Annotated in this window: 19 protein-coding genes; 10 read left to right on the plus strand and 9 right to left on the minus strand. The window is 62.6% G+C overall.

Translation table 11 applies throughout. From position 1 onward, the window contains the following. Positions 1-181: 181 nt before the first annotated feature. Positions 182-550: a cupin domain-containing protein gene (locus AB5Y51_RS15245; RefSeq protein ID WP_143237686.1), complete on the minus strand. Its 369-nt coding sequence runs from the start codon at positions 548-550 to the stop codon at positions 182-184. 141 nt (positions 551-691) lie between these two features. Next, complete coding sequence (locus tag AB5Y51_RS15250) at positions 692-1441, minus strand: HAD-IIA family hydrolase (RefSeq protein ID WP_005337281.1); 750 nt, start codon at positions 1439-1441, stop codon at positions 692-694. Between the two features lie 201 nt (positions 1442-1642). On the opposite strand from AB5Y51_RS15250, the gene AB5Y51_RS15255 reads away from it, so the two are divergent. After that, the gene (locus AB5Y51_RS15255; RefSeq protein WP_323888495.1) at positions 1643-2662 is read left to right on the plus strand and encodes an adenosine deaminase; all 1020 of its coding nucleotides are present in this window, start codon (positions 1643-1645) and stop codon (positions 2660-2662) included. A gap of 78 nt (positions 2663-2740) precedes the next feature. Here the strand turns inward: AB5Y51_RS15255 and AB5Y51_RS15260 are convergent, their stop codons facing one another. The 5 genes from AB5Y51_RS15260 to AB5Y51_RS15280 all read right to left on the minus strand — a co-directional run bounded on the left by AB5Y51_RS15260 (position 2741) and on the right by AB5Y51_RS15280 (position 9143). Next, positions 2741-3727: a zinc-binding dehydrogenase gene (locus tag AB5Y51_RS15260; protein WP_323888494.1), complete on the minus strand. Its 987-nt coding sequence runs from the start codon at positions 3725-3727 to the stop codon at positions 2741-2743. Between the two features lie 139 nt (positions 3728-3866). Next, positions 3867-4976, minus strand: coding sequence for an alkene reductase (locus AB5Y51_RS15265; RefSeq protein ID WP_368178695.1), 1110 nt, complete (start codon positions 4974-4976; stop codon positions 3867-3869). Between the two features lie 175 nt (positions 4977-5151). Next, entirely contained in the window at positions 5152-6693 is a 1542-nt protein-coding gene (locus tag AB5Y51_RS15270; RefSeq protein WP_039038766.1) for a TerC family protein, read from the minus strand. 638 nt (positions 6694-7331) lie between these two features. Next, complete coding sequence (locus AB5Y51_RS15275; protein ID WP_042864016.1) at positions 7332-7859, minus strand: hypothetical protein; 528 nt, start codon at positions 7857-7859, stop codon at positions 7332-7334. 357 nt (positions 7860-8216) lie between these two features. After that, positions 8217-9143: a cation diffusion facilitator family transporter gene (locus AB5Y51_RS15280; RefSeq protein ID WP_041214996.1), complete on the minus strand. Its 927-nt coding sequence runs from the start codon at positions 9141-9143 to the stop codon at positions 8217-8219. A 169-nt stretch (positions 9144-9312) separates the two neighbouring features. Here AB5Y51_RS15280 and AB5Y51_RS15285 point away from each other — a divergent pair, with 169 nt between their 5' ends. From AB5Y51_RS15285 to AB5Y51_RS15320, 8 genes are all read left to right on the plus strand, one after another. Then, entirely contained in the window at positions 9313-12369 is a 3057-nt protein-coding gene (locus AB5Y51_RS15285; RefSeq protein ID WP_368178696.1) for an FAD-binding and (Fe-S)-binding domain-containing protein, read from the plus strand. After that, on the plus strand, positions 12369-12857 hold the full coding sequence (locus AB5Y51_RS15290) for a hypothetical protein (protein ID WP_042864014.1): 489 nt from the start codon (positions 12369-12371) through the stop codon (positions 12855-12857). Before AB5Y51_RS15285 ends, AB5Y51_RS15290 begins: the two co-directional genes overlap by 1 nt. A 126-nt stretch (positions 12858-12983) precedes the next feature. Beyond that, a complete protein-coding gene (locus AB5Y51_RS15295) occupies positions 12984-13445 on the plus strand; it encodes a hotdog fold thioesterase (protein WP_039038762.1) in 462 nt (153 codons plus the stop codon). A gap of 180 nt (positions 13446-13625) precedes the next feature. Next, positions 13626-15524 (plus strand): DEAD/DEAH box helicase, encoded by a 1899-nt coding sequence (locus tag AB5Y51_RS15300; protein WP_029314717.1) that lies wholly within the window; start codon positions 13626-13628, stop codon positions 15522-15524. Between the two features lie 329 nt (positions 15525-15853). Beyond that, positions 15854-16336 (plus strand): molybdopterin-binding oxidoreductase, encoded by a 483-nt coding sequence (locus AB5Y51_RS15305; protein ID WP_039038761.1) that lies wholly within the window; start codon positions 15854-15856, stop codon positions 16334-16336. Position 16337: 1 nt separating this feature from the next. After that, entirely contained in the window at positions 16338-18254 is a 1917-nt protein-coding gene (locus AB5Y51_RS15310) for a putative bifunctional diguanylate cyclase/phosphodiesterase (RefSeq protein ID WP_368178697.1), read from the plus strand. A gap of 208 nt (positions 18255-18462) precedes the next feature. Continuing rightward, a complete protein-coding gene (locus AB5Y51_RS15315; RefSeq protein WP_042864011.1) occupies positions 18463-19368 on the plus strand; it encodes a LysR family transcriptional regulator in 906 nt (301 codons plus the stop codon). Between the two features lie 104 nt (positions 19369-19472). Continuing rightward, positions 19473-20666: an MFS transporter gene (locus AB5Y51_RS15320; protein ID WP_368178698.1), complete on the plus strand. Its 1194-nt coding sequence runs from the start codon at positions 19473-19475 to the stop codon at positions 20664-20666. A gap of 63 nt (positions 20667-20729) precedes the next feature. Here the strand turns inward: AB5Y51_RS15320 and AB5Y51_RS15325 are convergent, their stop codons facing one another. Beyond that, entirely contained in the window at positions 20730-22052 is a 1323-nt protein-coding gene (locus tag AB5Y51_RS15325; protein WP_041213040.1) for a Na+/H+ antiporter family protein, read from the minus strand. A gap of 226 nt (positions 22053-22278) precedes the next feature. Then, entirely contained in the window at positions 22279-22941 is a 663-nt protein-coding gene (rnt, locus tag AB5Y51_RS15330) for a ribonuclease T (protein ID WP_010675098.1), read from the minus strand. Positions 22942-23086: 145 nt separating this feature from the next. Here rnt and AB5Y51_RS15335 point away from each other — a divergent pair, with 145 nt between their 5' ends. Beyond that, positions 23087-25060, plus strand: a complete 1974-nt coding sequence (locus tag AB5Y51_RS15335) for a methyl-accepting chemotaxis protein (RefSeq protein WP_042864010.1) — start codon at positions 23087-23089, stop codon at positions 25058-25060. Positions 25061-25091: the final 31 nt, after the last annotated feature.

Here is a 25091-nt window from a genome sequence, read left to right on the forward strand (position 1 = left end):
ATGAGCCCCCCACGTTTGGGCTCGAAATTCCATTTACATTCCTCGCCAATCACAATGCCTAGCGGAAAACCCTTTTGCAAGCGGGAAAACCGCAGAAAATCATGCCGTAAGCGTCAAGTTGCGCCAGGGAATGGCGGCCGTCCGGCCGCCTGAAAAGAGAGGGTCAGGGTTGACGTGCGCGTCAAGTCGCCGCGGATTCGAAGATCACATAGAGCTTGCGACAAGGGGTGAGGGTCTCCCACTGCCCGACAAAACCGGCGGGAATGACGAACTGATCCCCCGGTTTGAGGTGCAGCCGGCCGCCCTGCTCATCGTGGATCACCGCCTCCCCTTCCAGCATCTGGCAGTATTCGTGTTCGGTATAGTGAACGGCCCAGCAGCCCGGCTCGCAAGCCCAGAAGCCCACGTGAAACTGCTGGCTCGGGTCGGAGTAGTGGTTCCATGCCGTCTGGCTCGGCGTTCCGGCCCTGATGCGCTCGGGGGCGGGCATCATCGGGGTGGGGGAGACAGTGTGCTTGTCCAGCAGGATCCAGTCGTTCAGGCTCTTCATGGTGCGTCCTTGAGTGGCGAAGGAGCATCCTGCTCCCGTTTAGTTTGTTTAACGATGTTGCGCTTACGTTAAACGAAACGGGCCCCCTTTGCCAAGGGGGCCCGTGCAGGCTGAAGGCTACCGGAAGGGCGGCACCCGGGATCAGACGATGTCGATGTCCACCACGGAGTCGAAGATGTGGTTCGGTCGAAACGGCATGCGGTCGATGTCCGCCACCTTGCTCACCCCGGAGAGCACCAGCACCGTCTCGAGACCGGCCTGGAAGCCAGCCAGGATGTCGGTGCGCAGGTTGTCGCCGATGATGATGGTGTCGTCGGAGTGAGCCTCCATCCGGTTGAGGGCCGCGCGAATGATCCAGGCGCTCGGCTTGCCGACATAGAAGGGCTTCTTGCCGGTCATCCGCTCGATGGGGGCACACAGGGCGCCGCAGGCCGGGTGCATCATGGGGCCGTGGGTATCCGGGTTGGTGGCGATGAAGCGGGCCCCCTGATCCACGAACTTGGCGCCCTGCTGCATCATGGTCCAGTTGTAGTTGCGGGTCTCCCCCACCACCACGAAGTCCGGGTCGATGTCGGTGATGGTGAAGCCGGCCTTGTAGAGCTCGTGGGTCAGGGCCCCTTCGCCGATCACATAGGCCTTCTTGCCATCCTGGCGCTTGAGAAAGTCGGCGGTGCCCATGGCGGAGGTGTAGAAGCACTCCTCGGGCACCTCTATTCCGGCGGAGCGGAAGCGGTTTTGCAGATCTTTCTGGGTCTGGGCCGGGTAGTTGGTGAGGAACAGGAGCTTGCTGCCCTGCTCCAGCAGGCGGTGGACGAAGCGGTCGGCGCCGGGAATGAGATCGTTGTTGTGCAGGATGACGCCGTCAATGTCACAGATGACGTTTTTCTTCATGAATTCTCCTTGTAGGGCGCAAGAGCGGGGACAGGGCATCCCTCTGTTCGTCTCTTCAATCGGTTATGGTTTTTGTGCCGCCATTATAAGGCCCTTTGATGACAAGTCTCCTCCGGCGGGCCAGATGGGTGCACAATGAAGGCGAAGGGAGGGCGCCGCCCCGGTGGTGCCCGCACGGAGTCTGACGATGGAGCCGTCATCATGGAGCACTTAATTGCCGACTTGCCCAAGCTGGAACTGCACCTGCATATCGAGGGGACCCTCGAACCCGAGCTGATGTTCGCCCTCGGCCAGCGCAACGGGGTGGCGCTGCCCTGGCCCGATGTCGACAGCCTGCGCGCCGCCTATGAGTTCGACGGCCTGCAATCCTTCCTCGATCTCTACTACCTCGGCGCCAGCGTGCTCATCCACGAACAGGACTTCTTCGACCTCACCTGGGCCTATCTCGAGCGCTGCGTTGCCGATCACGTAGTGCACGTGGAGATCTTCTTCGATCCCCAGACCCACACCGCCCGCGGCGTGCCCTTTGCCACCGTGTTGGGGGGCATCGAGCGGGCGCTACAGGCTGGGGAAGCAGCCTTTGGCATCAGCTGGCGGCTCATCATGAGCTTCCTGCGCCACCTGAGTGAAGAGGCGGCATTCGCCACCCTGGCAGAGGCCATGCCGCACCTTGCACGCCTGCACGGGGTCGGCCTCGATTCGGGGGAGCAGGGCAACCCGCCCAGCAAGTTTGCCCGGGTCTTTGCCCGGGCCAGGGAACTGGGGTTGCCTGTGGTGGCCCACGCGGGGGAGGAGGGACCTGCGGACTACATCTGGCAGGCGATCCGGGAGCTCGGGGTGCAGCGCATCGATCACGGGGTGCGCTGCGTCGAGGATCCCGCGCTGCTGAGCTATCTTGCCGATACACGGCTGCCCCTCACCGTCTGCCCGCTTTCCAACGTGCGGCTCAGGGTGTTTGACCAGATGGCCCACCACAATGTGCTGAGGCTGCTGGAGCAGGGGCTCTGCGTCACCGTCAACTCCGACGATCCCGCCTATTTCGGCGGCTACATGAACGCCAACTTCCAGTCCCTGGCCGACGGGCTTGGCGCCAGCCAGGAGCAGCTGTGCCGCCTTAGTCTCAATGCCGTGGAGGCGAGCTGGCTGAGCCTTGCGGACAAGGTGCGCCTGACCCGGGACATTCGCCTCCATGCCGCCCTGCACGGGGTGAGCCTGCACTGAGCAGGCCGCCTTGCACACCTTGAATGGAGGAGGCCCGCCATGGCTGGCGGGCCTCTTTGTGCCATCGTTGGGCGGGTATCAACCCACCCGCACCAGATACTTCTCCCCTTGTCCCTCCTGCTTGACGCGGGTGAGCAGGGCAGGCAGGGCGTCGAAGTCGCCCACCACCAGCGGCGGCAGGGTCAGCTCGCCGCTCGCCATCTGCACCATCATGGCGACACCGGCCGCCACCAGACGGCTCCACTGTTTATCCGAGCCAAAGGCGTGCTGGGCGCCGAGGGCAATCTCGTGCAACGAGTGGCAATGGCTAAAGGCGGGCAGCGGGTTGCGCGCGATGCGCCCGAGCACCGTCACCATGTGGCCGTAATAGCCAAGGGCAGGCAGCAAGGCTTCTGCCTGCTGGCTGGAGACCAGATCGATGATCCCCTCGAAGGGTTCACCGCCGTTGGCGGCCTGCAACTGGGCCAGCCAGTCGGGATCCCGATAGTCCGCCACCCCCTGCACGCCTAGCTGTTTGAGCCACTGGTGGTGGCGCGGGCTGGCGCTGGCAAAGACGCGGGCCCCCTGCTTAAGGGCAAGTTGCACCGCGAAGCGGCCGACACTGCTGCCAGCCCCCGTGATGAGCAGGGCCTCCCCGTGCAGGTGAGGCAGCTTGGCCAGCGCCTGCCAGGCGGTGAGGCCGGGACAGGGCAGGGCGGCGGCCGCCTCGTCGCTCAGGGCATCGGGCACCGGCATCAGGGCGCGAGCCGGCACCAGGGTGTGGCGGGCAAAGCTGCCGCCGTGGCGCAAGTCGGTGTGATAGGCGACCCGGGTGCCGGGGCGCAGGTGGGTGACGTTGGCCCCCAGCGCCACCAGGGTGCCCATGCCATCGACGCCGGGCACATGGCCTGGCTGCCAGTGGGGATGACCCTGTTCGATGAGTTTCCAGTCCACCGGATTGAAGGCGATGATCCGGTTGGCGACGAGGACCTCGTCGGGGCCGGGGGTGGGGAGCGCTTGCCGGGTGAGGGTGAGCTGGTCCGGTTCGCCGGGGGCGTGCCAGCACCAGGCCTGGGTATGGGTCATGGTGACTCCTTGAAAGAGAGGGGCGCAGATTGAATCACATGGCGTAACAATGTCTTGGGTTGTTGTTGCACTGGCAAGACAACAAGGCGGACCCCACGCTGGTGGGGTCCGCCCGGGAAGAGGTTCGGCGCCAGCCGCCTTATGCCCGCTCTGCCCCATAGACGGGGTAGTCGGTCAGCCCTTTCTCGCCGCCGCCAAACAGGGTGGCGGGATCGTGGGGAGCGAACGGATGGCCGTGGCGCAGGCGGTTCGGCAAGTCGGGGTTGGCCACGAAGGGGCGACCGAAGCCAATCATGTCGGCCCAGCCCGCCTCGATGGCGGCGCGGGCGCGTTCCCCATCGTACTTGCCGGCGTAGATGAGGGTGTTGGGGAAGGCGTCGCGCAGCCCCTGCTTGAAGCTCTCCGCCATCAGGGGGGCGTCGTCCCAGTCCGCTTCGGCGACGTGCAGATAGACCACGCCGAGCTGGCCCAGCAGGCGCGCGGCGGCCAGATAGGTCTCCTGGGGGTTGGTATCCACGGTGCCGTTGAGGGTGGTGAGCGGCGCAAGGCGTACCCCGACCCGGTCGGGACCGATCTCGTCACTGACCGCCTCGGTCACCTCTTTCAGGAAGCGCAGCCGGTTTTCGAGCGAACCGCCATAGCCGTCGGTGCGGGTATTGGACTCGGAGTCGAGGAACTGGTTGATGAGGTAGCCGTTGGCGGCGTGCAACTCGATGCCGTCAAAGCCCGCTTCCATGGCGTTGCGGGCGGCCCGGCGAAACTGCCCCACCACGGCGTCGATGTCGGCCTGGGTCATGGCGCGCGGGGTGACGGTCTCCACAAACCCCGGGGCATCGCTGCCGTTGTCGACGAACACCTTCACTCCCTTGGCCTGGATGGCGGAGGAGGAGAGGGGCTGGGCGCCGCCGATGTTACCAGGATGGGTGACCCGGCCCACGTGCCAGAGCTGGGCGAACATGATGCCCCCCTCGGCGTGGACCGCGTCTGTTACCTGCTTCCAGCCTGCCACCTGCTCGGCGCTGTGGATGCCCGGCGTCCAGGCGTAGCCCTTGCCCAGGGGATCTATCTGGGTGCCTTCGCTGATGATGAGGCCGGCCCCGGCACGCTGGGCGTAGTAGGTCGCCATCATGGCGTTGGCCACGTCCCCGGGCTGGCTGGCGCGGGAGCGAGTCATGGGGGGCATGACGATGCGGTTGGCAAGGTGCAGCTGGCCGAGGCGAAGGGGGCAGAACAGGGGATCGTGGTACATGATGGATTCCTCAATCTTTGGGAGTGAGGTGACTTTAGAGGGGATTTTTATTGTGAAAAAGAGGGGGTATTGCAGAAGAGAATTGCCGTTATCGCAGCAATGGCGCGGGAGGGGCCGGGCTCGGGCCAGAAAAAAGAGGGCCAAAGGCCCTCTTTTGCTGCATTGCCACCGATGATCAGGGGGAGAGTGGGGTGACCCGTACTCGCTCGATGCGCCGCTCGCTCACGGCCATGACCTCGAAGCAGAACTGGCCGAGGTGCAACTGCTGACCGACGTCGGGCAGGCTGCCGAAGTGGGAGAGCAGCATGCCCGCCAGGGTCACGTACTCGTCGCTCTCGCTCACCAGACCGTCGCAGTTCAGGGCTTGCTCCACCTGGTGGATGTTGGTGGTGCCGTGGATGAGCCAGTGCTCGCCCTCGCGCACCACATCGGGGGTCTCGTCCTCGTCCGGCAGCTCGCCGACGATGGCCTCCAGCAGATCGTGGTTGGTGACCAGCCCCTGGATGACGCCAAACTCGTCCGCCACCAGAATGAGGCTGCCCCTGGCCTGGCGCAGCTCCGCCAGCAGCCGGATCACGTTGATGGTCTGGGGCACGATGACGGGCTCGTTCTGTCTGGCTAGTGCTGCCAGGGATTGCCCCTCGTTGAGGGCAAACAGCAGATCCCGAGCCTTGACCACCCCGATGATCTCGTCCAGCTCCCCGTCACAGACCGGGAACAGGCTGTGGGGGGCCCGTTGCAGCAGGGCACGGATCTCGTCCTCGCTGTCGCTCACGTCGATCCACTCCATCTCGGAGCGCGGGGTCATGATGGTGCGAATGGAACGCTCGGCCAGCGACAGCACGCCGCTCACCATGTAACGCTCCTCTTCACCGAAACCAGGGGGCAGGGGCTGAGCCTGCACCTCTTCTTCGTCCTCCTGCGGGTGGGCTGAGCGCTTGTTCCCCCCCATCAGCTTGAAGATGGCGGCGGTGGTGCGCTCGCGCAGGGGCTGGCGCGCCTCATGGCGCAGGGCACTGCGCTGGGCGAGCTGGTTGAAGAACTCGATGAGCACCGAGAAGCCGATGGCCGCGTAGAGGTAGCCCTTCGGAATGTGGAAGCCGAAGCCCTCCGCCACCAGGCTGAAGCCGATCATCAAGAGGAAGCTCAGGCAGAGCACCACCACAGTGGGGTGGGCGTTGACGAAGCGGGTCAGGGGCTTGGAGGCGAGCACCATCACTACCATGGCGATGGTCACGGCCGCCATCATGACGCCGAGGTGATCCACCATGCCGACGGCGGTGATGATGGAGTCCAGGGAGAAGACCGCATCCAGCACCAGGATCTGGGCGATCACCACCCCGAACCCGGCATAGACGCCGGTGCCGCCTTGCTCCTCGGGCTTGGCCTCGAGTCGCTCATGCAGCTCGGAGGTGGCCTTGAACAGCAGGAAGAGGCCGCCTCCCATCAGGATGAGATCCCGACCGGAGAAGGGGTGATCCCAGATGTGCAGCAGAGGAGCCGTGAGGGTGACCAGCCATGACATGATGGTGAGCAGTCCCAGGCGCATCAGCAGGGCCAGGGAGAGACCGATGATGCGCGCCTTGTCCCGCTGGGCGGGGGGCAGTTTTTTCACCAGGATGGCGATGAAGACCAGGTTGTCTATCCCGAGAACGATTTCCAGGATGATCAGGGTAAGCAGACCGACCCAGATTGACGGGTCCAGCAAGAATTCCATGTGATTGACCTCAATGAAGACAGATGCAGTGAATCGTGGTCACGGCGTGGCCGTGGTGACGGAGACGATCGCTTCAGAGGCGTTGGTTGAGCAGGTACAGATAGGCTTTGATGGGAAAAGACGAAGGGCTACTTCGGGGATTGTCCATGATGGGCAATAAAACCTCGGGTCAAAAGTGAGCCCTGATGATAACGACTCGCCGCCATTTGGCAAGGGGGCTGTCAGGGGGACGCGACGAGGGGATTGCCGACGGGAGAGGCAAGGGAAAGGGGCATTGATGCGAAGCCAAGTTTGGCTGGAGATAAAAGAGCGACACATTGACACGACCACAAACATAGGTGCTGAACAAGGAAAATAAACGATCTGATACCAACAACCGGATTCATCAGGCTCATATATATCCATTATTTTTGTAATAATTTGTTTCAGGGGGAAATATTTCGGCGGTGTCATGGGAGAAAGAAGAAATAGAGGGGGTTATGGTGTTTGATATGGAGTTATTATTCTAAATTCAACTTGTTCGCCACCAACTAATTCACATGAATCATATATTCAGCGTATAAAAAGCAAGGAGACCCAGGCCTCCTCGTTTGCGCTCACACGGGTTGTTTCAGGGGACGTTAACCCTGGTCGTCAGGTCAATTGCCGGTATAGGCCGCACCCTGAACATGCCCTTTTTTGTCGCTCAGACAGGACCAGGGGGCATCGGCACCCGGCACCTTGATGGTCACGCCCACCCCTGCCTCGGAGTCCATCACATCGGTCACCTGGAGCTGCTGCTGTGCCACGTCTGTCTTGTCGGAGACCGCCTTGAGACAGGCTTTCTCTGCGGGGCTGGCCTTGTGGGCAGGGGCTGAGGAAATGGCTGCAGCAGGGGCCGCAGAGGAGCCTGGCTGGCAGGTACCCGAGCCTTTCTTGCTGGTGTAGGAGACATCGTACTGGCCCCCGGTGTTGCTGATGGAGAGGGTGACGCCGACGCCCTTGGCCTCGTAGAACTCCTCGCTGTACTTCTTGAGTTTGGCCTCCTTGCCATTGATATAGACGGGGCCACCTTCATCGCTGTGCATCTGGATTTGACCCGGGCACTCATAATTCAACTGGGGAATGGCGGCGCTTGCCGCACCCGCCATGGCCAGGGTTATGGCAGCGATCAGTACTTTCTTCATGGACATTACCTCAACTGTTTAATGATACGAGATTTATTATTTTATTTTTCCGGTTAACAACAATTCCATTGCCAGGCAGGAAATAGCCTTCATCCCTGATCGGAATAAATAGCGGCGGCACTTTATTTTAGCAACGAATTTTTATTCTTTTTCCCTGGGATGAAAGTGAATCTTGATCCGGAAGGGGTGGCAAACGTTTTCCCCTTGCGGGCTGAACGGGACAGGGGGAAGGCGCGAGGAGTGAGGGGGCAAGCAGGATGGGGCCTCGACAGAGGAGGGAACTTGGCGGCGGTTGCGCCGGGAGTCATGACGCGGGGCGACTGGGCCCCGCGTTGCAGCGCGATGACGAGCGCCGGGTCAGAGCCAGCGTTTTTCCCGGGTGAAGCAGACCGAGAGCCAGGCATCCCCCAGGGTATCGCCGAGGCGGGACCAGAGCTCCTGGCGCAGGGCATCCTGGCGTTCGACGGGCCACTCCTGGCCGGGGGCCACCAGGATGTTGAGCTCGAGATCGAAGCGGCGGCCGCTTTTTGCCAGGTGGCTGTAGCACTCGACCCCATGGCGCAGGCGCAGGGCCTCGACTTCGCTGGCCACCAGCCGGGAGACATCCCCCTTGGGGGCAATCTTCAGCACTTCCCGCAGGTTGCGACCGAGCACCTTGATGGGAATAAGGGTGGCACACAGGGCCAGCAGCGAGACCAGCACCGGGTCTATGTAGCGGTTGTAGTGGCCGTAACCCAGGGTATCGAGCCCGATGGCGACCAGAAAGCCGATGAGCAGGGTGGCGCTGAGCAGGGTATCCACCAGCCACTCCTTGGAGTCCACCCGCACCAGCTCGGAGTTGACCCGCTCGGCCACGTCGGCCTCGATGAGATAGAGGATGCCGCAGAAGAAGGTGGAGACGACGGCATAGATGAGGGCGTGGCCGAGATCGATCTCCCGTCCTCCTGCCAGCAGGGAGGTGATGCCGCCATAGAGGGCGCCGAGGCAGAGCAGCAGAATGATGGCGCCGTTGATGACGTTGGCGATGGGTTCGAAGTGGGCGTAGCCGTATTGGAAACGGGCGTCGGAGGGGCGGGTAACCAGGTAGGCGGTGATGAGCCCAAGGCCCGTCATGCCCATGCTGAACAGGGTGAAGATGCCGTCCAGCATGATGGCGTTGGAACCGACGAACAGACCATAGCCGATCCCGAAAATGGCAAAGGTGATGCAACCAAACAGCGACAGGGTCAGCGCCTGTTTTTCGGTGCGAATAAGCGTACTGATAACATGGCTGTAGTGAGCCATAAAAGTCCTCCTTTCAAATGGTGAAGATTGCGCGCGCAAGCGGTTTTCTAGCTGATATACTGCCCGCTCACATGTGAGCGGACTGGTTCGGACACCCGCAAAGAGGCAGGTCCGAACGGTCGTTGTCGCCGGAATGCCGGCATCAAGCAAAGGATGGGAACAAGGATTCATGATCCCGAGACTCGATTACCAGGACAGTTTGTCACCTACAACCCTGCAGTTTCTTGAGTTGCTGGCGCGATCAGCATTTCGTGGTGATATCGAAAAGTCTTATGCAAGCCGGTTGGCGATGGCGACGGATAACAGCGTCTATCAGGTCGTACCTCAGGCGGTTCTCTATCCGCGCAGTGCGGACGATATTGCGGTGATGCTCAAGCTGGCCCAGGGGCCCGAGTACGCAACCTTGAGTTTCTTCCCTCGTGGTGGCGGTACCGGCACCAATGGCCAATCCTTGGGCGGCGGCATTATCGTCGATCTCTCGCGCCATATGAACCAGATCATGGAAATTAATCTGGAAGAGGGCTGGGTGCGGGCCCAGGCCGGGGTGGTCAAGGATCAGCTCAACGCCTTTTTGAAGCCCCACGGCTACTTCTTCTCGCCGGATCTCTCCACTTCCAACCGGGCCACCTTAGGGGGCATGGTCAACACCGATGCCTCGGGGCAGGGCTCCTTGGTGTACGGCAAGACCTCGGATCATGTGCTCGGCCTCAAGGCCGTGCTGGAAAACGGTGATATCATGGCCACCGAGCCGGTGACCGGCCAGCGTCTGGCGGACAAGCTGGCGCTGGAGAACCGGGAGGGGGAGATCTATCGCACCCTCTATCGCATCGGCCGCGAGCGGCGCGCCGACATTGAGGCCACCTTCCCCAAGCTCAACCGCTTTCTGACCGGTTACGATCTCAAGCACCTTTATATCCCCGAGAGCGACACCCTGGACGTCAGCCGTGTGCTGTGCGGTTCGGAAGGCTCCTTGGGTTTTATCACCGAAGCTAGGCTCAACATCACCCCTATCCCGCACTACCGCACACTTGTCAACGTCAAGTACGACAGCTTCCCCTCCGCGCTCAGAAACGCCCCCTTTATGGTACAGGCCCATGCGCTGTCGGTGGAAACGGTGGACTCCCGGGTGCTGGGACTGGCCCGCGCCGACATCATCTGGCACTCGGTAAAGGATCTCATCCAGGATGTGCCGGGCAAGGATCTGCAGGGGCTCAACATCGTCGAGTTTGCCGACACCGACGAGAATGAGCACAAGGCCAAGGTGGCGGAGCTGTGCCGGCGCATCGACGGCCTGCTGGCGCGTGGTGAAGCCGGGGTCATTGGCTATCAGGTGTGCGACCACCTGCCGAGCATCGAGACCATCTATGGCATGCGCAAGAAGTCGGTGGGGCTGCTCGGCAACGCCGAGGGGCGCAAAAAGCCGGTGGCCTTCACCGAAGACACCGCCGTGCCGCCGGAATCCCTGGCGGACTTCATCATGGAGTTTCGCGCCCTGCTGGACGCCCATGGCCTTGACTACGGCATGTTCGGCCACGTCGACGCCGGGGTGCTGCACGTGCGCCCGGCGCTGGACTTGTGCGATCCGGAGCAGGAGGTGCTGCTGCGGCGCATCTCGGATCAGGTGGTGGCGCTCACCGCCAAATACGGCGGCCTGATGTGGGGGGAGCACGGCAAGGGCTTTCGCTCCGAATACAGCCCCGCCTTCTTCGGCGAGCTGTGGGAAGAGCTGCAACGGGTCAAGGGGGCATTTGACCCGGCCAACCGCATCAACCCGGGCAAGATCTGCATGCCTTATGGCAGCGGCGCCGAACTGGTGTCGGTGGACGGGCCCAAGCGCGGCACGTTCGACCGCCAGATCCCGATTGCCGTGCGCGAGAGCTATACCCGGGCCCTCGATTGCAACGGCAATGGCCTCTGTTTCACCTTCGAGACCGACTCCCCCATGTGCCCCTCGGTCAAGATCAGCCGCGACCGCCGGCACTCCCCCAAGGGGCGGGCTGGCCTGATGCGTGAATGGCTGCGCCAGTTGTCGGAGCAGGGCTTCGATCCCCTTGCCGAAGAGGTGGCGCTGCAAAGCGGCGGTCTGCGCTTCAAGCAGATTGTCGACAAGTTCCGCAACACAGTGGCCCGCGCCCGGGGCGAGTATGACTTCTCCCACGAGGTGATGGAGGCGATGGAGGGGTGCCTTGCGTGCAAGGCATGCACCAGCCAGTGCCCCATCAAGGTGGATGTACCCACCTTCCGCGCCCGCTTCATGCAGCTCTATCACAGCCGATATCTGCGCGGCCCCAAGGATTACTTCGTGGGCACGGTAGAAAGCTATGCGCCCCTGCTGGCCAAGGCGCCGAAACTGGTCAACTTCTTCCTCGAAAAAGAGTGGGCCCAGAAGGCGACCGAGAAGAGCATCGGCATGGTGGATGTGCCGCTGCTCTCCGTGCCGACCCTGGCCGAGGAGCTGCGGGATCACCGCGCCCGCTATTTCGATCTGCCAGGCCTCGAGGCCATGAGCCCCGAGCAGCGCCAAAAAGTGGTGCTCATCGTGCAGGATCCCTTCACCAGCTACTACGACGCCCCCGTGGTGCGTGACCTGGTGAAGCTGGCCAGCAAGCTGGGTTATCAGCCCTACCTGCTGCCGTTCAAACCCAACGGCAAGCCTCAGCACGTGAAGGGATTCCTGCGCGCCTTCGCCCGCACTGCTGCCAGCAGCGCCCAGTTCCTCAACAAGGTGGCGGCCCTCGGCATCCCCATGGTGGGGGTGGACCCCTCTCTGGTGCTCTGCTACAGGGACGAGTACGTGAAGGCGCTCGGCCCCGCCCGCGGTGATTTCCAGGTGCTGCTGCCCCAGGAGTGGCTGCTCTCCCTGCCTGACGAGGCGCTGCCGCTGCGGGAAGAGGCTGGCACCGACCCCTGGTATCTGTTTGCCCACTGCACCGAGAAGACCGCCAAGCCCACCACCCACGGTGACTGGAGCACCCTGTTCGGCCGCTTCGGTGCGCGTTTGCAGCCGGTGTCGGTGGGTTGCTGCGGCATGGCGGGCACCTATGGTCACGACGCCAAACAGGTGGAGAACTCCAAGGGGATCTACGGTCTGAGCTGGGCCGAGCCCCTGGCTCGCCTGCCGCAAGCCCGTTGTCTGGCCACCGGTTATTCGTGCCGCAGCCAGGTCAAGCGGATGGAGGGGGAGAAGCTCAAGCACCCGCTGCAGGCCCTGCTGGAACTGCTCTGATGCTCCACTTTCCCAAGGGATTCCGGGTGCCGAAGGCCTATCGGCACCCGCATTTTCTGTTGCTCCCCACCACGCCGTCCCAGGCCGTGGTGGAGTTTGTCGCCATCCTGCGCGAGCGGGAGCAGCTCCATCAGCTGTTTCGCCCGGACGATGTGTGGCCCTCCGCCCATTTCAGCCTGAGTCAGCACGAGGCCGATTTGGAGTGGCAGCACTCCGAGTTTCTGGCCAAGCGCTCCTTTGCCTATGGCCTCTGGAGCCCGGACAGGGAGCCCCGCTTCTGGGGCGGGGTTTACCTCTATCCGTCGGTGCTGCCGGAGGTGCAGGTGGAGCTCTTCTTCTGGAAGGTGGTCGAGGCGCCGCTCACGGACAGCGAACTCGAAGCCGAACTGCGCGCCTGGCTCGGCAAGGTATGGCGCTGGTCCGAGCCGCGCCTGCCGGGGCGGGACGGCCCTTGGGCCGAGTGGCCAGGGGTGACCTATCCCTGGTGAGGGTCAATCTCGATGCAAGATGCCCCGGCGTGGGCATCTTTTTTTTTGCGCCCTTTTCGCCGACACTGCTGGCTTACCGCTACAGCGCAGCGATAACCCGTTGATCACGCAAGGAGTCCGCTCACCATGAGTCAAGAAAGCAGCCCCATCTGGCGCAAACCCATGAGCCTGGAGGGGCTCAATGCCAGCTCCCGCAACACCCTGATGGCCCACCTCGACATCGTCTACACCGCCTTTGGCCCCGACTGGCTGGAGGCCACCATGCCGGTGGATCACCGCACCCATCAACCGCTCGGCATGCTGCACGGCGGCGCCTCCGTGGTGCTGGCGGAAACGCTGGGATCGCTTGCGGCCAACATGGCGGTGGGGGAGGAGAGTTATTGCGTGGGGCTGGAGGTCAATGCCAATCACCTACGGGCCAAGCGGGAAGGGGTGGTGACGGGGCGCTGCGCGCCGCTGCATCTGGGGGCGACGACTCAGGTGTGGCAGATCGAGATTCGCGATGAACGTGGTCGTTTATTGTGCACCAGCCGATTGACCATGGCGGTGCTCAAGCACAAGCGGGACAAGGACTCTGGCGAAGCGTGATCCGCAATAACGCATCATGAGTGAAAAATAAGCAAGCCATAGTCGCGAGATCCCTCTATAATTGCCAACGTCTTGAGACACCTATCACATTTTTCAAGACAGCAGAACAAAGTGGCGCTATAATCGCCGCCTTTTTGCTATTCCGCGGTGTTAGCCGCCTGCCTTAATCTGGAAGAATCTATGTCTGATACCGAACAACTGCCCCTTTTTAGTGAGCTTGGACTGGCCGCGCCTGTATTGAAAGCGCTGCAGGACGTGGGCTATGAGCGCCCGTCTCCCATCCAGGCCGCAGCAATTCCCCACCTGATGGCGGGACACGATCTGCTGGGGCAGGCACAAACCGGTACAGGGAAGACCGCTGCTTTTGCCTTGCCTCTGTTGTCTCGTCTGGAAGCTGGTAACCGCAACACCCAGATCCTGGTGCTGGCCCCGACCCGCGAGCTGGCCCTGCAGGTGGCAGAGGCGTGTCAACGCTATGCCCACCACATGCCCGATTTCCACGTGCTGCCCATCTACGGCGGCGCTTCCTACGAAACCCAGACCCGCGCCCTGCGCCGCGGTGCCCAGGTTGTCGTGGGTACCCCGGGCCGCGTGATGGACCTGATCCGCCGCAAGAACCTGGACCTCTCCGGTCTGAAAGCCCTGGTGCTGGACGAAGCGGACGAAATGCTGCGCATGGGCTTCATCGACGACGTGGACTGGATCATGGATCAGTGCCCGGCCGGTCGTCAGGTTGCCCTGTTCTCTGCCACCATGCCGGAGCAGATCCGTCGTGTTGCCCAGAAGCACCTGAAGCAGCCCAAAGAGATCAAGATCGCCTCCAAGACCGCGACCGCCACCACCATTCGTCAGCGTTACTGGCAGGTGACCGGTCTGCACAAGCTGGACGCCATGACCCGTCTGCTGGAAGTGGAATCCTACGAAGCCCTGCTGGTGTTCGTGCGTACCAAGAACGCCGCCGAAGAGCTGGCAGGCAAGCTGGCTGCCCGTGGTCACGCCTGTGAAGCGCTGCACGGTGACATCCCGCAGAAGCTGCGTGAGCGTACCGTTGACAAGCTGCGTCAGGGCCAGCTGGACATTCTGATCGCCACCGACGTGGTCGCCCGCGGTCTGGACGTTGAGCGCATCACCCACGTGGTGAACTACGACATTCCCTACGACACCGAATCCTACGTTCACCGTATCGGCCGTACCGGCCGTGCCGGTCGCAAGGGTGAAGCCATCCTGTTCGTGGCGCCGCGCGAGCGTCGCATGCTGCGTGCCATCGAGCACGCCACTCGTCAAGCCATCGAGCCGATGAAGATGCCGAGCACCGAGGACATCAACCAGCACCGTCTGGCCAAGTTCAAGGAGCGCATCCGCGAAACCATGATGGGCGAAGAGCTCGAGATCTACCACAACCTGGTGAACGAGCTGATCGAAGAAGATTCTGCCGATCCGCTGGAGCTGGCTGCCGCACTGGCCAAGCTGGTACAGGGCGATCAACCGCTGCTGCTGGATGACTCCATTCCGGATCCGGTGTTCAACGCTGGTAACGATCGCGGTGGCTTCGAGCGTCGTGAGTTCAACGACCGTGGCGGTCGTGACTTCGGTGACCGTGGCGATCGTCCGGCCCGTCGCATGCCGTCCCTCGAACCGCGTCCGCTGAAAGACAACCCGGACGTGGAGATGGAGCGTTACCGTGTCGACGTGGGCGCCCATCACGGCGTCAAGCCGGGCCAGATCGTGGGTGCCATCGCCAACGAAGCGAACATCGAGAGCCGCTTCATCGGCAACATCGACATCGCCGATGACTTCTCCACCGTCGATCTGCCCAAGGGCATGAGCGCCGAGGTGCTGGAAGTGATCAAGAAGGCCCGTGTCTGCCAGCGTCCGCTGCAGATCACCCGTTACACCGAAGTGCCGGCCGGTGGCAACACTGCTCCCCGTCCGCCCCGTGGTGATCGTCCGTTCCGTGGCGACCGTCCTTTCAACAAGGATCGCCGTCCCCAGGGTGACCGTCCCTTCAACAAGGATCGCCGTGAAGGCGGTTTCGACAAGGGTCGCAAATTCGGTGGCAACAAGCGCCGCGACAGCTAAACCCTGACTGCACTGATGAGAAGGCCGCTCCATGGAGCGGCCTTTTTTGTGTCTGTTTTTCAGATGCCTAGCGAAGATTGTCACCTTTTCCGGCCGGGGTGGGCACCTGGCTTTATGAGGAGCCAGTGAAAAGAAAATGGTGCAATCCATTTGCCTGGGGGTGGCGCCTGGTGTCATTCTTTGGGAAGCGATTGGGTACTTTTGGAAGGGGCAGAGATAGTTGCTGGTTGCAAACGACTGCGACTTTGGTCTGAAGGTGCATTCTGTTGTTTGCATATGAGTCAGCAGAGTGAGATGAATAAATAAACCGTATGACAGGGAGGTGCGTGATGGGCAAGTGGCTTGGCAAGGTGTTGCTGATATCTGGATGGCTCGTGTCGGGTATGGTGTTGGCGGAGGAGCCCTTCTTCAGAATTGCGGGGGCGGGGTGCTGCAATGGCAAGGGGGAGGTGGTGCTGACCCGTGCAGAGTTTGAGGCCTTGCCGCAGACGGAGGTTAAGACAGGGACGCCCTGGACCGAGGGGGAGCACCTCTATCGCGGGGTGTTGCTGCGGGACCTGGTCAGGATCTACGGTCTCAAGAGCCAGGAGGTCAAGGCCCTCGCGGTCAATGAATACTGGGCCGCACTGCCGCTGGAAGACGGGGAGAAGTACCCGGTGCTGGTGGCCGAGAAGCAGGATGGCAAGGCGCTGACTCTGCGCAACAAGGGGCCGCTCTGGGTCATTTATCCCCTCACCGACCATCCCGAACTCAACAAGGAGCTCTATCACAGCCGAATGGTGTGGCAGCTGACGGCGCTGGAGAGCAAATAAGATGCTGCGCGGCAAGTTCTTGAGCCTGATCCTGATGGTGACCACCTTTTTGGGGGTGACCCTCTGGTCGGTCTGGAACTATGACCGCGCGTTCAATGCGGTGACGCGCTACACCCAGCTCTCCGCCTGGGCATTGGCCCAGCTCGAGCTGGAGATCCACGCCTTCGAGGAGGGCTTGCAGCTCTATCGTGCCGGTGCCGCCAGCCGGGAGGAGATGAACAAGCGCTTTGACATTGCCTGGAACCGGCTCGATGTCTTCCTGCACGGGGAGGAGGCAAAGTCGGTCAGGGCCCGATTCGGTGCGGACAAGGCGGTCGGCAAGATCCTCGCTCTCTTCGAACATTATGAGCAGGATGTGGTGCATGGGGAGCCGGATTCCCCCGCACTCAAGATGTTCACGGCCGCGCTCGATGACGAGATGCGCGGGGTGCGGGACGTGATGGTGAAAAACTTCACTGGGCCCTCTGCCATCGCCCAGCGCGAGCTGCTCAACGAGTCGAAAACCCAGAACTTCTTCATCCTGGGATTTCTGATGCTGGCGACCATGGTGATGTTGATGGTGCTGTTTCGCGAAGTGCGTCGCCAGCATTTTCTGGCGTGGAACGACCCTCTCACCCGTCTCCCCAACCGGGCGGCGCTCATCAAGCACCTCCAACAGTGGACCAGCCATCCCGGTCGGCGCAGCAGCATCACAGTCTGTCTCATGGATCTGGGGCATTTCAGGGAGGTCAATGACAGTCTGGGTTACGAAGTGGGGGACGCCTTGCTCAAACGGCTTGCGGCGCGGATCAAGGCCACCTCTGGCCAGGGGATCTTCGCTGCCCGTACCGGCAGTGACGAGTTCACCCTCATCATCACCGGCACCATGCCCACCTATCTGCGCTTCCCGTTTCTGGAGCAACTGCGCAGCGAGCTGGCGGATCTGGTGTTTGCTGCCGATCCGGCGCACCGGGTCCGGGTCTTCATGGGCACCAGCCAGTACGTGAAACCGGATCATTCACCGGAAGAGATGCTGTTGTTTGCCGATATCGCCCTCGACAGCGCCAAGCGCAAGCGGCTGAATCGCAATGTGCTCTTCTCCAGCAGCATGTATCAGCACTATCAGCGCAAACGCCGGCTGTCGACCGAGCTGCGGGAGCTTATCCACTGCCCGCAATGCCCGCAACTGGCCCTTTACTATCAGCCCATCGTACGCGGCCAGAGTGTGGTGAGGCTGGGGGCCGAGGCGCTGATCCGCTGGCATCATCCTGAATATGGCTTTATTGCCCCCCTCGACATCATCTCGCTGGCAGAAGAGAACGGGTTGGGCGAGGCGCTCGGGGGCTGGATCATCCGGCGCATGCAGCTCGATCTGTCCGGCTTCCCGAAGGAGGTACTAGAACCGCTCGAGATCTCCATCAACCTCTCCAACTCCATGTTCAACATGGGGTTGGCCAGGGAGATTGAAGAGAAGGTGGGTGATGGTCCGTTGGGATTGCACCAGTTGATAGTGGAGCTGACCGAAACCATCGCCCTCGATGACATCGCCCTGAGCAAGCAGATCATTCACTCCCTGCGCCAGATTGGGGTGCGGGTGGCCCTCGATGACTTCGGGACCGGCTGGTCCTCGTTCTCTTACCTGCGTGAACTCTATTTCGACAAGCTCAAGATAGACAGATCCTTTATCACCGCGATCGACAGTGACACCCGGCAGGCGCTCTTCGTCGAGACCATCACCACCCTCTCTCATCAGTTGGGGGTGCGCGTCGTGGCGGAAGGGGTGGAAAACAGCGATGAGCTCAAGGCGGTGCTCACCATAGGGGTGGATGAGATCCAGGGTTATTTCTACTCGCGTCCCTTGCCGCTGCCGGAGTTCATGCAGTTCTGTCACCGCTATTTCGCCCACAGCGCCGCCATTCAGGAAGTGGCACTGGGCTAGCCTTGGGGCAATCGAGCTCCTGTAGCCTTGTCTTCGAGTCCCTCTGTTCGATTGTTCCTGGTTGATATTTCATCCCGACACCTTTCTCCCATGGCAGTACCTCCCATTACGCGGTTTTCTTGTGCCTCCTGCCAGAACGAGGGTGCGAGAGGGCAGGCCCGGTGCTACCTTGTGCCACGAACAGTGCCACAGGGCAGAGGAGCCATAAATGGATCGCTTGGGGGTGATGGAGGTGTTCGTGCTGGCGGTGGAGACCGGCTCGTTTTCGGCGGTGGCCCGCCGACTGGGGATGGGGCAACCCACGGTTTCCAGATTGATTGCCCAGCTTGAGGCGCACCTTGGCAGCCGCCTGTTGCTGCGTTCGACCCGGGGGCTGGCGCCCACCGAGGCCGGAGAGGCCTACTATCTGCGGGCGAGAGAGATCCTGGCCCAGGTCAACGAGGCCGATGCCATGGTGCAGCAATGCCGGGCCGGGCTGAGCGGGCGTCTGCGGGTGAGCGCTCCCGTCACCTTCGCCCGCCTGCATATCATTCCCCATCTTGCCGGTTTTCTGGCGGCTCACCCGGGACTGGATCTGGAGATCCTGCTGGATGATGGCAATGTGGATCTCATTTCGGCGGGCATCGAGGTGGCTCTGCGGATCGGCAAACAGGCCGACTCGTCGCTGGTCGCCCGCTGCCTCGCCCGAAGCGACATGCGGGTGCTGGCGACGCCGGCCTATCTGGCCGCCAAAGGAGAGCCTGAGACCCCTCAGGCCCTGCAACAGCATGATCTGGTGCTTTACAGTCCACGGCCCGGGGTGGGGCAGCAGTGGCGATTTCGCCGCGGCGTCGAAGAGAAGGTGGTTTCCGGAGAAGGCAGGCTGACGGTCTCGGCGGCCGAAGGCATGCGCGCCGCCGTGCTGGCAGGACTGGGGCTCGGTATCGCCTCGGAGTGGATGTTTGCCCCCGAGCTTGCCCGCGGCGAGGTGGTGGCGGTGCTGCCCGAGTGGCAACTGCCCATGCAGGAGCTCTGGACCCTGCTCCCGGCAGGTCGCCAGCCCGGTGCCAAGGCGAGCGCCTTTCTGGCATTCGTGACCGGCCTGCCCGGCGTGGGGCATGCACCAGCGGAATAACTGTTATGGTCCCCACCGCTCTACTGGTGGCGACGCTCCCCGGGTAGGCTGTGCGCATGGGGCCCGTATCCTGGCGGGAGCCCTTCTACCACGAGGAGAAGATCATGAGTACATCGCCTTCTGCCGGAGGGGCCGCAATCCCCGGCCCCTCCCTGCTCTTCGCCATGGCCCTGTCATGCGGCCTGGCAGTTGCCAACATCTACTACAACCAGCCCATGCTGGCGGTGATGGCGCAGGACTTTCCCGGGCACTCGGGCATGCCATTGATCGCCATGCTGACCCAGCTTGGCTATGCCATGGGTCTGCTTTTGCTGGTGCCGCTTGGCGATGTGGTCGAGCGCCGCTGGCTCATTCCGGGGCAGTTTGCATTGATCGCGCTGGCCTCCCTGCTGGCGGCCACGGCCACGAGTGCCACCACCTTGATGCTGGCCTCCGTCCTGCTCGGCATCGGGGCCACGGCGGCCCAGCAGATAGTCCCGGTGGCGGCGACCCTGGCAGATCCCGCCCGCCGGGGTGCAGTGGTCGGCAGCGTGATGAGCGGCCTGCTGGCCGGAATACTGCTCAGCCGCACCGTCGCTGGCCTGGTCACCGCCTATGGCAGTTGGCGCGCCATGTTCTGGCTGGCCATTCCCCTGGCCCTGTCGGGGGCTCTGCTGATGGCCAGGATGATACCGTCCGGATTGCCGCGCTCTCCCCTCGGTTATGGCCGTCTGCTTCACTCTCTGGTCGGTCTGTGGCGCGAGGAGCCCGCCTTGCGCCGCGCGACCCTGACCCAGGCCTTGCTGTTTGCCTCCTTCAGCGCCTTCTGGACCGTGCTGGCGTTCTACCTGGCCGAACCTGCCTATGGGTTGGGGGCCGACATGGCGGGTCTGTTCGGCGTCATCGGGGTGGCTGGGGTGGTGGCGGCCCCTCTGGCAGGCCGGATGGCGGATCGGTTGGGGGCCAGACCAGTGGTATTGGCCGGTGCCGTGCTGGTGGTGCTTGCCTGGATCTGCTTCGAGCTGTGGCTCTCTCTGGCCGGGCTGGCGTGCGGGGTCATCTTGCTGGATCTCGGAGTGCAGAGCGCACTCATCGCCCATCAGCAGCGCATCTATGGTCTGAGACCTGAGGCCAGGGGGCGCATCAATACCCTCTTCATGACCGGCATGTTCCTGGGGGGAACCCTCGGCTCCAGCCTGGGGATGCTGGTCTGGCAACAGGGACACTGGCTCGGGGTGGGAGCAGCCGGCATGGGGTTGGCCCTGGTTGCCTGTCTCTGCGCCCTGGCCGGCAGGCGGGGGCTGCAACCGGCCATCTGAGGCATGTGCAAGACAAGAAAGGCGACCCCGGGGTCGCCTTTTGTCTGTCTGCTCGGCATGGACTCAGAGCACCATGGCGGCAATCCAGCCGAAGATCACCAGGGGGATGTTGTAGTGGATGAAGGTTGGCACCACGCTGTCCCAGATGTGGTCGTGCTGACCGTCCGCATTGAGGCCCGATGTGGGGCCGAGCGTCGAGTCGGAGGCGGGGGAGCCCGCGTCCCCCAGCGCGCCCGCGGTGCCCACCAGGGCGATGGTCGCCATGGGCGAGAAGCCGAGGTGGATGCACAGGGGCACATAGATGGTGGCGATGATGGGCACGGTGGAGAAGGAGGAGCCGATCCCCATGGTGATGAGCAGGCCCACCAGCAGCATCAGGAAGGCCGCCAGTCCCTTGTGACCTGCCATCATGGTTGAGACGGACTGCACCAGACTCTCCACCCCGTGGGTCTCCTTCATGACGGCGGCGAAGCCTGCGGCCGAGATCATGATAAAGCCGATGAGGGACATCATGCGCACACCCTGGGTGAAGGCATCCTGGCTCTCGCGGAATTTGATGACGCCGCCGCAGGTGAAGATGATGAAGCCTGCGAGCGCCCCCAGCACGATGCTGTTGGTCATCAGTTGCAGACCGAGTGCCACGGCGATGGCCAGCAGGGCGACCCAGATGTGGTTGAGATTGAGCTCGACCGTCTCGGGTTCGGCGGCCAGGATCTTCTCCAGATCATACTGACGCGGCTTGCGGTAGCTGAAGAAGACGGCGATGAGCAGGCCGAGGAACATGCCGAATACCGGGATGGCCATCGCCAGGGGCAACTGGCTGAATTCCACCGGTACGCCGTTGTCGACGAGATTCTTGGCCAGGATGTTGTTCAGGAAGATGCCGCCAAAGCCCACCGGCAGCAGCATGTAGGTAGCGGTCAGGCCGAAGGTGATGACGCAGGCCACCTGACGGCGGTCTATCTGCATCTGGGCCATGACATGCAGCAGCGGCGGGATCAGGATGGGAATGAAGGCGATGTGCACCGGGATCAGGTTCTGGGAGGAGATGGAGACCGCGAGCACCGAGGTGAGCAGCAGGCTCTTGACCCAGAGAATGCGGGTGCTGCTGGCATCCTTGCCGAGCTGGTTGATGACCTTGCGGGCCAGCAGATCGGTGATGCCGGAGCGGGAGATGGCTACCGCGAAAGCCCCCAGCATAGCGTAGGAGAGGGCGATTTCTGCACCGCCGCCCAGGCCGCCGGTGAAGGTGCTGAGGGTCTGCTCGAGGGAGAGTCCGCCGAGCAGGCCACCCACGATGGCACCGATGGCGAGGGAGACCACCACATTGATCCGCAGCAGGCTGAGCACCAGCATCAGCGCCACCGCGATAACAACAGGATTCATTTGATTTCCTTATGGATTGTGTTGCTGTCAGTCGTGTGAAAGCCAGCTAGTTTGCGAAAAACAGGCTAAATGTCGAGAAAAAAATCGGCAGATCCCGGCCAAGGGACGCATCTTCTGCTGGCGGTGAACGGGAACCGGGAAAATGGCCCTTCTTCCTTGCCCAGACAGGTCCCCTCATGCAGACAGGCTGCCATGGGCAGCCTGTCTGGGCAGGGGCTGGGAGTGTTCAGCCCTCGTCTTCGGTGTCCGTCGTTTCATCCGGGTTGGCCAGAGGCCAGCCTCCCAGGCTCTTCCAGCGATTGACGATGTGGCAGAAGAGCTCTGTGGTGCGCTCGGTATCGTAGAGGGCCGAGTGGGCCTCTTTGTTGTCAAAGGGAATATTGGCGCTCTGACAGGCCTTGGCCAGCACCGTCTGTCCCAGGGCAAGACCCGAGAGGGCGGCGGTGTCGAAGGTGGCGAAGGGGTGGAACGGATTGCGCTTGAGGCCGGCCCGCTCGGCGGCGGCCATCACGAAGCCGTGGTCGAAGGTGGCGTTGTGGGCCACTATGATGGCGCGACCACAATCCTGCTCCTTCATGCCCTTGCGCACCCCCTTGAAGATCTCGGTGAGTGCTTCCTTCTCGTCCACCGCGCCCCGCAGCGGGTTGAAGGGGTCGATGCCGGTGAACTCCAGCGCCGCTTTCTCCAGATTGGCGCCCTCAAAAGGCTGGACATGAAAATGGAAGATCTGGTCAGGGACGAGCCAGCCCTGCTCATCCATCTTGAGGGTGTGGGCGGCTATTTCCAGCAGGGCATCGGTCTTGGCATTGAATCCGGCGGTTTCAACATCGATGACGACGGGGTAAAAGCCGCGAAAACGGCCCTTGAGGGTGTGAACGGCGTCGGTCATGGTATCTCGGTCGGCGTGAAAGGAGGCGGCATTATGGCAAAAAAGCGTGCCCTTGTCCCTTATCTGCCGCCATGGGACGGCAAGAGGGCCATTTTGAAACACCTGTGCTTATAATGGGCGACGTCAACCATGGAGGGAGAGGACGATGAAGAAGCTGGGATTGGCACACAAGATGATGTTGGTGGTCTGTCTGCCGCTGTTGGCCCTGCTGTTTTTCTCCGGCCGGTACGTCTATGAACGTTATCGGGTCGAACAGGAGATGAGCGGCGCCCTGGTCGCGCTGGCGGTGGTGAAGGAGGCGGCGCAGCTGGCCCATGAGCTGCAACGGGAGCGCGGCATGTCGGCCGGTTTCCTCGGCTCTGGCGGCAACAAGTTTCGCGATGCGCTGCCTGCCCAGCGCAAGGTGGTGGACAGCCTGTTGCAGCGTTTTCATCAGGATCCTGCCTTGCTGGCGCTGACCGAGGTGCAGCAGGGAGTGGCCGGACTCACCGCCATGCGTGAGCGGGTCAGCGCCCTGGGGGTCGAGGTGGCAGAACAGGTCGGCTTCTATACCCGCCTCGTGACCGCCTTGCTGGCGGTGGTGGACAAGATAAGCGTCGACAGCATGGATGCCACCATCGCCCTGCAGACCAATGCCTACGCCGCCTTCCTGCAGAGCAAGGAGCGTGCGGGGCTGGAGCGGGCGACGCTCAGCAACGTCTTTGGCCGTGACAGCTTCACGCCAGCGCTGTTGCAGCAGTTCATCTCCCTGCTGGCGGCCCAGAATACCTATCTCGAACGTTTCCAGGCGGTGGCGAGTCCAGCCCAGCGTCAGTTGCTGAACGACAGCCTCGCCTCACCCGTGGTGGCCAAGGTGGCCGCCATGGAGAAACTGGCCCTGGACAAGGCGGCAAGCGGCGGTTTTGGTGTCGATGCAGAGGCCTGGTTTGCCTTGAGTACCGACAAGATAGGCCTGCTCAAGGAGATAGAAGACAGCCTCTATCAGCAGCTCTTCGAGCGGGTTGAACAGATGCGGGTCGGGAGTGCCAGTGACTTCTGGTGGGGGGCGGCTGGCGTGTTGCTGTGCATCGTCCTGACCACCTTCGTCTGCTGGCGGGTGGTGCGGGATCTGCATCTGGGCTTCATGGCCCTGCACCAGACCTTCAAGCGCCTGGTGCAGGAGAACGACCTGACCGTGCGGGTCGACTGGCGATCCGGGGATGAGCTGGGGGCCCTGGCGCGGGATCTGAACCATTTCCTCGGGCACCTGGAGAGTTTGCTGCTGGCTGTGCGCCACTCCTGTGACGTGCTGATACGCAGCGCCGCCAGCTCGGCCGAGGTCATTGCCGAGGTGAATGCCGGCGTAGTCAGGGGATGCGGGCAGGTGGATCTGGTGGCGACTGCCGCCACCGAGATGGCATCGACTGTCGCGGAGATTGCCCGTAACGCCACCCAGACCTCCCAGGCGACCCAGCAGGCCATCGGCCGGGCGAAGCAGGGTGACAAGGAGGTGGATCAGACCATCCACACTATCCAGCAGGTGGCGGGTACCCTGAGTGATACCCAGCAACTGGTGGACAGCCTGCATCAGGATACCGAGTCGGTGGGCGAAGCGCTCAACCTCATCAAGCAGATCTCGGACAGAACCAACCTGCTGGCCCTCAATGCCGCCATCGAGGCGGCCCGTGCCGGTGAATCCGGGCGCGGCTTTGCGGTGGTGGCCGACGAGGTGAGAGCGCTTGCCTCCCGTACCCAGCAGGCGGCGGACGACATAGAGCGGATGCTGGGCCGTTTGCGCCAGGGGGCCAACGAGGCGGTGGCTGCCATGCACACGGGCACCGAACAGGCCAGCCTTAGCGTGACGGAGGCCAAGCGGGCGGGGAGCGAGCTGACCGACATCGTCAACGAGGTGCGCAAGGTGAGCGACATGACGGCCCAGGTGGCCACCGCCACCGAGGAGCAGCGTTACGTGACCGACGACATCCAGCAAAACGTGATGACCATCCGTGACGTGTATGAAGCCCATCGCCAGCACTCCCATACCCTGCAACAACACAGTGCCGAACTGGATGCCCTGGCCCGGGATCTGGCGGGACGCATCGCCAGCTTCAAGCTGATGGCCCCTTCTTCCCCCCACTGAGCGTTTTGACCTAAAGCTTGTCCTGCCGCTG

Source organism: Aeromonas sp. R7-1 (genome assembly GCF_040908115.1).
Taxonomy (GTDB): domain Bacteria; phylum Pseudomonadota; class Gammaproteobacteria; order Enterobacterales; family Aeromonadaceae; genus Aeromonas; species Aeromonas caviae.